Genomic DNA, 11242 nt, shown 5'->3' with positions numbered 1-11242 from the left:
CCGGTCCCGTCCCCACGCCCCGGAAACAAGCGCCATAGCCGAGGTCTCCCTAATGAAATCCTGTCTTGTCGTCGATGACAGCCGCGTTGTCCGCAAGGTGGCCCGGAAGATCCTTGAGGAACTGCATTTCACCTGCTCGGAGGCCGAGGACGGGCGCCAGGCGATGGAAGCCTGCGCCAGGGAGATGCCGAACGCGATCCTGCTGGACTGGAACATGCCGGTCATGACCGGCATCGAGTTCCTGCGGCGGCTGCGCAAGATGTCGGGCGGCGACGCCCCGAAGGTGGTGTTCTGCACCACCGAGAACGACCTGGCCCATATCCAGGAGGCGCTGAGCGCCGGGGCCAACGAATACATCATGAAGCCTTTCGACAGCGACATCATCCAGACCAAGTTCGCCCAGGTCGGCCTGATCTGAGGCCCGGAGGAGCATGAGCGATATTCCGGGCAAACCCGCTGGTGCCGCAGCGGTCGCGGACGACCCCCATCGGGTGATGGTGGTCGACGACAGCGCCGTGATCCGCGGCCTGCTGTCCCGCGCTTTGGAGGGCGACCCCGAGCTGCGGGTCGTCGCCTCGGTCGGCGACGGGCAGATGGCGATCAACGCCCTGACCCGCCAGAGCATCGACGTGATCGTCCTCGACATCGAGATGCCGGTGATGGACGGGCTGACCGCGATCCCCAAGCTGGTCGCGATCGATCCGGCGGTGAAGATCATCATGGCTTCCACGCTGACGCTGCGGGGGGCCGAGGTCAGCATGAAGGCGCTCCAGTCCGGGGCGGCCGACTACGTCACCAAGCCGTCCTCGACCCGCGAGCTGGGGGCGGCGGATACCTTCAAGCGGGAGCTGGTCAGCAAGGTCAAGGCGCTGGCCGCCTCGGCCCGGCGCGCCGGGTCGCGCAACCGGCCGAGCCTGCGCAACGAGCGGGTGGCGGCTCCCCTGGCCCCGCTGCCGCGACCCCGGTCGATGGACCCGGCCGCCGTGGTGCTCCGGCCGATGCCGACGATCGTCCCGCCGCCGGACATCATCGCTATCGGCAGCTCGACCGGCGGACCGCAGGCCCTGTTCGAGGTCCTGTCCCACCTGAAGGGCGGCATCCGCCAGCCGATCCTGATCACCCAGCACATGCCGGCCACCTTCACCACGATCCTGGCCGAGCACATCACCCGCCAGTGCGGCATCGCCTGCGCCGAGGCCAAGGACGGCGAGCCGCTGGTCGGCGGCCGCATCTATCTGGCCCCGGGTGACTTCCACATGACCCTGGCCACCCGGGGAACCGGGACGGTGCTGTCGGTCAACAAGGACCCGCCGGAGAATTTCTGCCGGCCGGCGGTCGACCCGATGATGCGCACCATCGCCAAGATCTACGGGCGCCGCGCCTTCGCCATCATCCTGACCGGAATGGGCCAGGACGGCATGCGCGGCTGCACCGAGCTGGTGGCGGCGGGAGGCATGGTGATCGCCCAGGACGAGCCGTCCAGCGTGGTCTGGGGCATGCCCGGCGCGGTATCCACGGCGGGCCTGTGCAGCGCCGTCCTGCCGTTGCGTGAAATCGGACCCTTTATCCGCAAGATTGCTTTGAGGACCGCAGCATGAAGGTCGAAGACTTCGACATGTTCAGCACCCTGCTGAAGCAGCGCTCGGGCCTCGTCCTGTCCCGCGACAAGGCCTACCTGCTCGAGTCGCGGCTTATGCCGGTCGCGCGCAAGTGGAACATGAAGGGCCTGGACGAGCTCGCCGTAGCCATCCGCACCCGGCGCGAGGAAGCCCTGCTGCGTGACATCACGGAAGCGATGACGACCAACGAATCGTCCTTCTACCGCGACCAGAAGCCGTTCGATCAGTTCCGCAACGTGGTCCTGCCGATGATGCTGGCCAACCGCGGCGGACGCCGCTCGGTCCGGATCTGGTCGGCCGCGTGCTCCAGCGGGCAGGAGGCCTATTCCCTGGCGATGCTGCTGCTGGACGAGGGCGCCAAGCTGGACGGGTGGCGGTTCGAGATCGTCGGCACCGACCTGTCGTCGGAGATGGTCGAGAAGGCCAAGGCCGGCATCTACACCCAGTTCGAGGTCCAGCGCGGCCTGCCCATCACCCATCTGGTCAAGTACTTCAAGCAGATCGGCGACAAGTGGCAGCTCAACGACAAGATCCGGCAGATGGTCTCCTTCCGGGAGTACAACCTGCTGACCGATCTGACCCCGCTCGGCCAGTTCGACGTCGTGTTCTGCCGCAACGTTCTGATCTATTTCGACCAGCCGACCAAGGGCAAGGTGCTGGAAAGCATCGCCAAGCTGATGCCTGCCGACGGCGTGCTCTATCTGGGCGGCGCCGAGACGGTCCTGGGCATCACCGAGCGGTTCAAGCCGATGGATAACCAGCGCGGCCTCTACGTGATGAGCCAGCCCGCCGGCGCGCAGACCGCAAGGGCCGTGGCCGGCTGAAGCGCCCTCGACCACGGATCAACGGCGACGGGGGCAGCTACCCGGGTGGTAGCTGCCCCCGTCGCCGTTCATTTGCGGCCGGATCAGTGCATTTGGAAACGCCGAGGCGGCGGGGTTCGTCACCCCGCCGCCTGAGCCTTCTGAGGGACCGCTTCTTCCTGCGGATCGCGCAGCACGTAGCCGCGGCCCCAGACCGTCTCGATATAGTTGTCGCCGCTGGTCGACTGGGCGAGCTTCTTGCGCAACTTGCAGACGAAGACGTCGATGATCTTCAGCTCCGGCTCGTCCATGCCGCCGTAGAGATGGTTCAGGAACATCTCCTTGGTCAGCGTGGTGCCCTTGCGCAGGCTCAGCAGTTCCAGGATGCCGTATTCCTTGCCGGTCAGGTGAAGCGGCTGGCCGTCCACCTCGACGGTGCGGGTGTCCAGGTTGACCGTCAGTCGGCCGGTCCGGATCACGCTGTCCGAATGGCCCTTGCTGCGGCGGACGATGGCCTGGATGCGGGCGATCAGTTCGCGCTTGTCGAAGGGCTTGGTCAGGTAGTCGTCGGCGCCGACCCCCAGCCCCTTGATCTTGTGGTCCAGCTCCGACAGGCCGGACAGGATCAGGATCGGCGTGGTGACCCGGGCGGACCGCAGCCGGCGCAGGACCTCATAGCCGTCGATGTCCGGCAGCATCAGGTCCAGGATGATGATATCGTAGTCATACAGCTTTCCGATCTCCAGCCCATCCTCACCGAGATCGGTGGAATCGACGATGAAGCCCTCGGAATGCAGCATCAATTCAATACTCTTTGCGACCGAGGAGTCGTCTTCGACCAGCAGAACCCTCATGGCGACATCCCGACGTTGATGGGCAGGAACACAACCCTGCCGAACCAGATGATACACATATTAACAGACGATTCAGCTTAATGCTACCGTTAGCAAAGTTTACAGAAAGTTAATCATTCCTGCATATCTTCGTTTTCGCTGCATTTGCCGACGAATCATCCGCCAACACGGTTAATACACGTATAGATATCTCACATCGTGCGCCTCCAGCAAAGCCACTTTATTAACGAAATTGAACGCATACCAGAGTATCGCTACTTTGGGCGCGTAACGGCCGTGCTGGGCTTACTTGTGGAAGTGGGCGGCGTGGAGCGGCTTTTGTCGATCGGCGGACGCTGCACGATCGTGGCGCGGGCCGGGCGCCGGGTTCCCTGCGAGGTGGTCGGGTTCCGGCAGGGGCGCGCTCTCCTGATGCCCCTGGGCGGTCTGGACGGGGTCGGGCTCGGCTGCAAGGCGGAAGTCACCGAAGGCGGGCCGGAAGTGTTTCCCGACGAGAGCTGGCTCGGCCGCGTGGTCAACGCGCTGGGCGAGCCCATCGACGGCAAGGGCCCCCTGCTCAACGGCAAGATCGGTATCCCGATCCGCAACAACCCGCCCCCCGCCCATTCCCGCCGCCGCGTCGGCGAGAAGATCGACCTCGGCGTCCGCGCCATGAACACCTTCCTGTCCTGCTGCCGCGGCCAGCGCATGGGCATCTTCGCCGGCTCCGGCGTCGGCAAGTCGGTGCTGATGTCCATGCTGGCGCGCTACATGTCGGTCGACGTCAACGTGATCGGCCTGATCGGCGAGCGCGGCCGCGAGGTGCAGGAATTCATCACCGAGGACCTCGGCGAGGACGGCATGGCGCGCAGCGTCGTGGTCGTCGCGACCTCGGACGAGGCGCCGCTGATGCGGCGGCAGTCGGCCTACATGACCATGTCGATCGCGGAGTATTTCCGCGACCGGGGCAAGAACGTGATGTGCATGATGGACAGCGTCACCCGCTTCGCCATGGCCCAGCGCGAGATCGGCCTGTCCGCCGGCGAGCCGCCGACCACCAAGGGCTATCCGCCGACCACCTTCGCCGAGCTGCCGCGCCTGCTGGAGCGGGCCGGCCCCGGCGTGGGAGAGGGCAACATCACCGGCCTGTTCACCGTGCTGGTGGACGGCGACGACCATAACGAGCCGATCGCCGACGCCGTGCGCGGCATCCTGGACGGCCATATCGTGATGGAGCGGGCGATCGGCGAGCGCGGCCGCTATCCCGCCATCAACATCCTGCGCAGCGTCTCGCGCACCATGCCCGGCTGCAACACCGACCGCGAGAACGCGCTGGTCGGCCGGGCCAGGCGGCTGCTGTCGGCCTACAACGACATGGCGGAGATGATCCGGCTCGGCGCCTACCGCCGGGGCAGCGATCCGCTGGTGGACGAGGCGATCGAGTACAATCCGGCCATCGAGGCCTTCCTGAAACAGGGCAAGCGCGAGCGCACCGACATGGCGACGGGGTATGCGCAGCTTGCCGAGATCCTGGGTGAACCCTGGCCATGAGCAGCGGCCTGCATACATTGATCCGTCTCCACAAATGGCGCCTCGACGAGAAGCGCCGGGCCCTGGCGGAACTCCAGGCCCTGGCCGACAAGCTGGCCGACGATGCCGGACGGCTGGAAGCGGAGATCGCGGCGGAGCAGGAGATCGCCCGCAGCTCGCCGGAGGCCGGGTTCGGCTACGGCAACTTCGCCAAGCTGTCGATCGAGCGGCGCAAGCGTCTGGCGCAATCCATCGCCCAGGTCGAATCGCAGATCGCCGAAGCGACCGGGGAGATGGCGGAAGCCTTCCAGGAGCTGAAGCGCTACGAGCTGGCCCAGGAAGGCCGCGACAAGCGCGACGAGGCCAAGCGCAAGCAGCGCGAGAACGCCGCCTTCGACGAGGCCGCGCTCAGCGGCTTCATGCGGCGGCGCTGAGGCTCTTTCCCTAGGCGCTGAAGCCGACGCTTCCGCCGGAGCCAGGCTGGACCGCGACCCATCCATGGCTGCCCGCCTGGAACGACACGACCCCGGTCATGCCGAGCGACTCGACGGAGTCGTGGAAAATCAGGCCGATCTCCCGGCGCATCTCCGGCGGCAGGGGCAGGTGGGTGCGGAGGATCAGGTCGAAGCGCCGGGGGCGCACCAGCCCGTCCAGCTGCAGCTCGCCCAGCCGGCTGAGCGTCAGGTCGATCAGGAACCGGTTGGCCCGGGCCGAGCCTCCGGCCGCGTTCTCGCCGTCCTCGTCCACCTCGTCGGCGTCCGGGTGCCTGACATACAGGTTGATGCGGCCCAGTTCCGTGCCGTCGGAAAATGGAATCGAATAGGAACGCCAGTCGCCGGGCAGGGTCTCCGACGCCTGCTGCGCGAGTTGCTTGAAGTCTTCACCCAGCTTTTCGACCAGGTCGCGGCGGCCGAGCGACTCCAGGGCCTGGGCGGCCGGCTCGCCCAGCCAGCTCCGGGCGTCGCCCTTCTTCACATGGCCCGCGAAGGCCAGCAGGGTCGCGGCGAGGCGCGGGTTGACCTGGGGCAGGATCGCGTTGGCAAGGGTTCGGGCACCGGCGGGATCGGTCCTGGCGAGGACGTCGAGCGCGTCCTGGAGCGCGGGCCAGTCCCGCCCCCGCAAGGCGTCGAACGGCTGGTCGGCGGCGGGTGGAGGGGCGGGCAGGCTGACGGCGACCCGGGTCCCCGGCGGCAGCGATCCCGGCGGCATCGGCGCGCGCGTGTTCAGGACCAGGACGCCGTTGTCCGTGGTCAGGATCGGCTGCCCGGTGTTGGTCGTGCCCGCCACGGTCGCCGGCAGCGTCGCGGCGCCTCCCGCTGGAGGAGACTGCGGAGGAGCCGGCGTGGAGACCGGCTGGGCCGTTGGGGGCTGGGCCGTTGGGGGCTGGGGCGGCAGCGCGACCACCCGGATCTCCACCGGCGTGCCCGCTTTCAGGAGCGGCATCGGGAGCGGCTGCGCCGAAGCCGTCGGCGGCGGAGCCGTAAGAGGCAAGGTCGTGGCAGATGGAGGGGTGGGTTGCTGAGCCGGACCCTGTTGGGCGGGCCTTCCCGAGGCGGACGATTGCGGGGCAGGGTCGGGCGGCGTACCGGACAGCGGCGCCGGCTGCGGCGCCTGCCGGAGTGGTGTCGGCGGCGCTGACGCGGCGGGTGCCTGCGGCGGATTCGGGGGCGCGGGCGCAGCCTGGGGCGGCGCGGCCGCGGTCGAAGGAGCCGCGGTCGTTGTGGCGGGTGCGGCTGCGGGAGGCGGCGGGGCGGATTGCGCCGGCTGGGACTGTGCCTGACCCGGTCGTGCCGGCGTCCGGGCCTGCGGTTGCTGCTGTGGCTGCGACGGCGCCGGGACGGAGGCGGGGGGTGCCGCCGTTGGCGCCGGCGGTACGGGAGGGGGCGGGCTGGAGGAGACGACCGTCGCCGGAATCACCGTCCCCACCGCCACCTGCGGCGCGGGCGTTGGGGCCGCGGCGGCGGCATTCGCCACGGGGGGATGGTTGAGCATTGCCGCGGCGGGGGGTGGGGACGTCTTCGGCGCCGGGGGTGGCGCGGCGGCGGGTGCGGGCGCGGCCTGCGGCGGGAGCTGGGCCTGCGGCTGGGGCGCCTGGGGACCCGGCGGGCCGAGCATGAAGACCAGGGCCTTCATGGGCGGGTTGCCGGGCGGGATCTGGAGCGACACCGGGCGGTCCGGCGGCAGCGGAGAGGGCGTCTTCAGGCTTACGTCGCCCGCCTGGGTACGCACCTTGACGCTGCCGTCGGTCGCCTGCTCGACCACCGTCCCGGACAGCACGATGGTCCGTATCAGGTTCTTCAGTTTTTCCGGAAGCTTCTCCAGCGTCGCCTCGCCGGCCGGCTGGGGCGGCGGGGACGTCACGGACGCCGCCGTTCCGGCTCCGGTGCCGGCGGCACCGGGAGGGGCCGCGGCGACCGCGGGCGGCACCGTTCCGGTCATGGCCCGGTGAACAGCTTCGCCGCCAAGTTGCGCACGTCGGAGGCCGCGTCGGAACTGGGCGAGCGCATCAGCAGCGGCACCTGGTTGCGGATCGCGTCCCGGACCTTCTGATCGCGGCGGATGATGCCGGCCATCGGCGGCGAGAACTTCAGGAAGTTCTGGCAGGCCTTCAGGATCGTGGCATAGGTCCGCTCGCCCTCGCGCACGCTGCTCGCCATGTTCACCACCACGCGCAGGTCGGCGTTCGGGTTTGCGGCATGGGTGACCTTGATGAAGGCGTAGGCGTCGGTCAGCGAGGTCGGCTCGTCCGTCGTCACCACCAGCGTGATACCGGCGGGGCCGGAAAGCTGGCGTACGGTGCGGTCCACGCCGGCGCCCAGGTCGATCACGACCGCGTCATAGTTCCGCGCCACCTCCAGCAGGTCGGCGCGCAGCTCGTTAAGCCGCTGTACCGTCAGGTTGGCCAGGTTGCCGGAGCCGGACCGCCCCGCGATGATGTCGAAACCGCCGTCCTCGAACCGTTCGGCGGCTGTCTGGAGCGACATGCGGCGCTCGACCACCGATCCCAGGTCGCGCTTGGGCATCAGCCCGAGCTGGATGTCCACGTTGGCCAGCCCCAGGTCGCCGTCGAACAGCAGCGCGCGCCGGCCCAGCTTGGTCAGCGCGTGGGTCAGGGTGATGGAGAACCAGGTCTTGCCGACGCCGCCCTTTCCGCTCGCCACGGCGACGACGTTGTGGCCACGCAGCGGGGTGATGTTGGCGGGGAAAACCGAGGATGCTTCGGTCATGAGAAAGTTCCCGTTTGCTTGGCGGATCGTGTCGCGTGCTGCACGCTGGAAGGAAGCAAGAGGCGTGCCAGGGATTCGGGATCGAGCGCGCTCAGCCCCTCGGCGACCTGCGGGGTGGCGCTGATGTCGGAAAAGCTTAGCCGCGCCTCGTAGGCTATGGCGAGCAGGCTGCCCAGCCGCCGGGTCATGTCGAGTCGGGTCAGCAGCAGGCGGCGCGCTCCCAGCTCGCGGAAGGCAGATCCTACCTCGGCAGCTTCTGCCGCGTCGCACCCGGCCGGCAGCACCAGCACCGGCTCCAGGTCGGCGGCGTTCAGCAGGTCGCCCAGGTCGTTCATGTCGTCGGGGTCGAACGGATTGCGGCCCGCGCTGTCGATCAGTACCTGCTCGACCCCGCGCTGGACGCCCAGCGCGTCGGCCAGGGCGTCGGTGTCCTCGACCGCCAGCAGCTTCAGCTTCAGCAGCTTGGTGAAGGCGGCGAGCTGGTCGACGCCGCCGGCCCGCACCGTGTCGGTGGTGATGACGCCGACCTTGCGGCCGCCCAGGGTCGCGCGGGCGGCAAGCTTGGCGACGGTCAGCGTCTTGCCGGCTCCCGGCGGCCCGATCAGCATGAAGGGACGGGGGGCGCGGCCGTGGGGCAGCGGCTTGAAGGTGAAGATGCTGTCCAGGGCGCCGCTCAGCGCTTCCACCGGATCGCCGGTGTCGTAGGTCGCGATGGTGTTGAGCAGGCGGTCGCAGATGCCGGCGGGGGTTCCGTGGCGGGTCAGCGTATCGGAGATCAGGTCGACGATGTCGATTTCCGGCTCGCGCCGCCAGGAGCGGCCGCCGTGGCCATAGGCCGGGGGCTCCTGTTCCGGCTCGTGGCTGGAAGGCGGCGGCGGCAGCGGCTGTTCCACATCGTCGATCGCGGCGGTCAGGCGGACGCCGCCCTCCTCCTCGCGCGTCGCGACGATGATGGCATCGTCGCCCAACGCGTCGCGGACGAGCCGCATCGCCTCAACCATGGTCGGAGCATGAAAGCTCTTCAGCCGCACCTAAATCACCTTTCAATGCCGGCTGGTTCGCGCCGGCCTTGCCTTTCCTTCGTCCAGGCCATCACACCCGCCCCATCAGATCTGCCCAAGGGTCCGGATCTTGGCCTTGGGGTGTATCTCGTTTTGCGACATGACCGTCGTCGCCGGCCGGAACCGCTCGATGATCGACCGCACATAGGGCCGGACGCCGGGACTGGTGAGCAGCACCGGGGTCTCGCCCATCATGGCGTGACGTTCGAAAGTCTGACGCACATTGGTGATGAATTGCTGAAGGCGCGACGGTGCCATGGAAAGTTGCCGGTCGTCGCCGTCGCCGACGATCGATTCGGCGAAGGCCTGCTCCCATTCCGGGGACAGGGTGATCAGCGGGATGAAGCCGGCCTCGTTGCTGTTCGACTCCGAGATCTGGCGGGCCAGCCGGGTCCGGACATGCTCTGTGATGGCGGTGATGTTGCGGGTGAAGCCGCACGCCTCCGAGACGCCTTCCAGGATGGTGGCGAGGTCGCGGATCGATACCCGCTCGCCCAGCAGGTTCTGGAGGACGCGCTGAAGCCCGCCCATGGTGATCTGGGCCGGGATGACGTCGGCCACCAGCTTCTGGCTCTCGCGCCCGATCTCGTCCAGCAGCTTCTGGGTCTCGGCATAGGACAGCAGGTCGGGCATGTTGTCCTTGATCACCTCGGTCAGGTGCGTGGTGATGACCGTGCAGGCGTCGACCACGGTCAGGCCCTTGAACAGCGCCTCCTCGCGGTAGCTCTGCTCGATCCACATGGCGGGCAGGCCGAAGGTCGGCTCGACCGTCGCCTCTCCGGGCAGCGAGATCGCCTCGCCGCGCGGGTCCATCACCAGCAGCATGTTCGGGCGGATGTCGCCGCGACCCGACTCTATCTCCTTGATCCGCACCACGTAGGTGTTGGGCGGCAATTGCAGATTGTCCTGGATCCGGACGGACGGCAGCACGAATCCGACCTCCGCCGCCAGCTGGCGGCGCAGGCCCTTGATCTGGTCGGTCAGGCGGAAGCCTTCGTTCGCCGTGTTGATCAGCGTCAGCAGGGCGTAGCCCAGTTCCAGCCGGACCGAGTCGATGGACAGGGCGGTCGAGATCGGCTCGTCGGCGATCGGGGCCGGGGCCACCTGCTCCATGGCCTCCTCGGCCAGTTCCTTGGACTTCTTCTCCCGCATCCTCGGCAGGTACCAGGCCGCGGCGCCGGTGGCGCCGGCCAGCGCCATGAAGGGGACGAAGGGCATGCCGGGCAGCATGCCGAGCATGAACAGCATGGCGGACGACAGCCCGAGCGCCGTTGGGTAGTTGCTGAGCTGGCCGAACAGCGCCTTGTCGGCCGATCCCGAGACGCCCGCCTTGGAGACCAGCAGGCCGGCCGCGACCGAGATGATCAGCGCCGGGATCTGCGATACCAGGCCGTCGCCGATGGTCAGCCGGGTATAGGTGTCGGCCGCGTCCATGAACGGCATGTCGTTCTGCGCGATGCCGATGATCATGCCGGCGATGACGTTGATGAAGGTGATCATCAGGCCGGCGGTGGCGTCGCCGCGCACGAACTTGGACGCGCCGTCCATCGAGCCGAAGAACGCGCTCTCGTCCTCCAGCTCCTTGCGGCGCTTGCGGGCTTCCGGCTCGTCGATCATGCCGGCGGACAGGTCGGCGTCGATCGCCATCTGCTTGCCCGGCATCGCGTCCAGGGTGAAGCGGGCCGCCACTTCGGCGATGCGGCCCGAACCCTTGGTGATGACGACGAAGTTGACGATCGTCAGGATCGCGAAGACGATCACGCCGATCACGAAGTTGCCGCCCATGACGAAGCCGGCGAAAGCCTCGATCACGGCGCCGGCGGCGTCCGGCCCCTCGTGGCCGTGGGACAGGATCAGGCGCGTCGAGGCCAGGTTCAGCGCCAGGCGCAGCAGGGTCGTGATCAGCAGGATGGTCGGGAAGGAGCTGATCTCCAGCGGCTTCTGGATGAACAGCACGGTCATCAGGATCAGCACCGACATGGTCATGGACAGGGCCAGGAACATGTCGAGCAGGAACGACGGCATCGGCAGGATCATGACCACCAGGATCATGACCAGGCCGACCGCGAGCGCGATGTCGCCGCGCAGGATCATGGACTTGGCGGTCTGGAACAGGTCCCCCGCGTTGAAGCCGCCGCCGGTGGTCTGGTCGGTCATGGCGTCGCCCTA

11 protein-coding genes are annotated in these 11242 nt (G+C 68.1%); 6 read left to right on the top strand and 5 right to left on the bottom strand.

All coding sequences use genetic code 11. The features are described from left to right. Window positions 1-52 precede the first annotated feature (52 nt). Genes JL100_RS24665 through JL100_RS24655 form a run of 3 tightly spaced genes read left to right on the top strand, consistent with a single transcriptional unit; the run spans window position 53 to window position 2443 of the window. Window positions 53-418 carry a response regulator gene (locus JL100_RS24665; RefSeq protein ID WP_158047184.1) on the top strand — a complete coding sequence of 122 codons (366 nt, stop codon included), beginning with the start codon at window positions 53-55 and terminating at the stop codon, window positions 416-418. Between the two features lie 13 nt (window positions 419-431). After that, complete coding sequence (locus tag JL100_RS24660) at window positions 432-1598, top strand: protein-glutamate methylesterase/protein-glutamine glutaminase (protein WP_228420887.1); 1167 nt, start codon at window positions 432-434, stop codon at window positions 1596-1598. Then, complete coding sequence (locus JL100_RS24655) at window positions 1595-2443, top strand: CheR family methyltransferase (protein WP_202680530.1); 849 nt, start codon at window positions 1595-1597, stop codon at window positions 2441-2443. The genes JL100_RS24660 and JL100_RS24655 overlap by 4 nt, the downstream gene beginning before the upstream one ends. A 119-nt stretch (window positions 2444-2562) precedes the next feature. On the opposite strand, the gene ctrA is transcribed toward JL100_RS24655, so the two are convergent. Next, on the bottom strand, window positions 2563-3276 hold the full coding sequence (gene ctrA / locus JL100_RS24650; RefSeq protein WP_202680529.1) for a response regulator transcription factor CtrA: 714 nt from the start codon (window positions 3274-3276) through the stop codon (window positions 2563-2565). Between the two features lie 198 nt (window positions 3277-3474). Here ctrA and fliI point away from each other — a divergent pair, with 198 nt between their 5' ends. Both fliI and JL100_RS24640 read left to right on the top strand, forming a co-directional pair. Continuing rightward, entirely contained in the window at window positions 3475-4806 is a 1332-nt protein-coding gene (gene fliI / locus JL100_RS24645; protein WP_202680528.1) for a flagellar protein export ATPase FliI, read from the top strand. Beyond that, on the top strand, window positions 4803-5219 hold the full coding sequence (locus JL100_RS24640; RefSeq protein ID WP_202680527.1) for a flagellar export protein FliJ: 417 nt from the start codon (window positions 4803-4805) through the stop codon (window positions 5217-5219). Before fliI ends, JL100_RS24640 begins: the two co-directional genes overlap by 4 nt. A gap of 10 nt (window positions 5220-5229) precedes the next feature. Here the strand turns inward: JL100_RS24640 and JL100_RS24635 are convergent, their stop codons facing one another. Next, the gene (locus JL100_RS24635; RefSeq protein ID WP_202680526.1) at window positions 5230-6228 is read right to left on the bottom strand and encodes a hypothetical protein; all 999 of its coding nucleotides are present in this window, start codon (window positions 6226-6228) and stop codon (window positions 5230-5232) included. 541 nt (window positions 6229-6769) lie between these two features. Here JL100_RS24635 and JL100_RS24630 point away from each other — a divergent pair. Continuing rightward, complete coding sequence (locus JL100_RS24630; RefSeq protein ID WP_202680525.1) at window positions 6770-7234, top strand: hypothetical protein; 465 nt, start codon at window positions 6770-6772, stop codon at window positions 7232-7234. On the opposite strand, the gene JL100_RS24625 is transcribed toward JL100_RS24630, so the two are convergent. The 3 genes from JL100_RS24625 to flhA form a co-directional block, all read right to left on the bottom strand. After that, the gene (locus tag JL100_RS24625; RefSeq protein ID WP_158047178.1) at window positions 7221-8012 is read right to left on the bottom strand and encodes a MinD/ParA family protein; all 792 of its coding nucleotides are present in this window, start codon (window positions 8010-8012) and stop codon (window positions 7221-7223) included. The genes JL100_RS24630 and JL100_RS24625 overlap by 14 nt on opposite strands. Further along, the gene (locus tag JL100_RS24620; protein WP_228420886.1) at window positions 8009-9001 is read right to left on the bottom strand and encodes a flagellar biosynthesis protein FlhF; all 993 of its coding nucleotides are present in this window, start codon (window positions 8999-9001) and stop codon (window positions 8009-8011) included. The genes JL100_RS24625 and JL100_RS24620 overlap by 4 nt, the downstream gene beginning before the upstream one ends. Before the next feature lie 117 nt (window positions 9002-9118). Next, window positions 9119-11230 (bottom strand): flagellar biosynthesis protein FlhA, encoded by a 2112-nt coding sequence (gene flhA, locus JL100_RS24615; protein WP_202680523.1) that lies wholly within the window; start codon window positions 11228-11230, stop codon window positions 9119-9121. Between the last annotated feature and the right edge of the window lie 12 nt (window positions 11231-11242).

The sequence above is a fragment of the Skermanella mucosa genome (assembly GCF_016765655.2).
Taxonomy (GTDB): domain Bacteria; phylum Pseudomonadota; class Alphaproteobacteria; order Azospirillales; family Azospirillaceae; genus Skermanella; species Skermanella mucosa.
This window is presented reverse-complemented; position numbering and strand designations above follow the sequence as displayed.

What these genes read in the sequence shown, in the direction of transcription:
- JL100_RS24665 (WP_158047184.1), top strand. Translation starts at nt 53, where the DNA reads ATGAAATCCTGTCTTGTCGTCGATGACAGCCGCGTTGTCCGCAAGGTG.
- JL100_RS24660 (WP_228420887.1), top strand. Translation starts at nt 432, where the DNA reads ATGAGCGATATTCCGGGCAAACCCGCTGGTGCCGCAGCGGTCGCGGAC.
- JL100_RS24655 (WP_202680530.1), top strand. Translation starts at nt 1,595, where the DNA reads ATGAAGGTCGAAGACTTCGACATGTTCAGCACCCTGCTGAAGCAGCGC.
- ctrA (WP_202680529.1), bottom strand. Translation starts at nt 3,276, where the DNA reads ATGAGGGTTCTGCTGGTCGAAGACGACTCCTCGGTCGCAAAGAGTATT.
- JL100_RS24640 (WP_202680527.1), top strand. Translation starts at nt 4,803, where the DNA reads ATGAGCAGCGGCCTGCATACATTGATCCGTCTCCACAAATGGCGCCTC.
- JL100_RS24635 (WP_202680526.1), bottom strand. Translation starts at nt 6,228, where the DNA reads ATGCCGCTCCTGAAAGCGGGCACGCCGGTGGAGATCCGGGTGGTCGCG.
- JL100_RS24625 (WP_158047178.1), bottom strand. Translation starts at nt 8,012, where the DNA reads ATGACCGAAGCATCCTCGGTTTTCCCCGCCAACATCACCCCGCTGCGT.
- JL100_RS24620 (WP_228420886.1), bottom strand. Translation starts at nt 9,001, where the DNA reads ATGCGGCTCGTCCGCGACGCGTTGGGCGACGATGCCATCATCGTCGCG.
- flhA (WP_202680523.1), bottom strand. Translation starts at nt 11,230, where the DNA reads ATGACCGACCAGACCACCGGCGGCGGCTTCAACGCGGGGGACCTGTTC.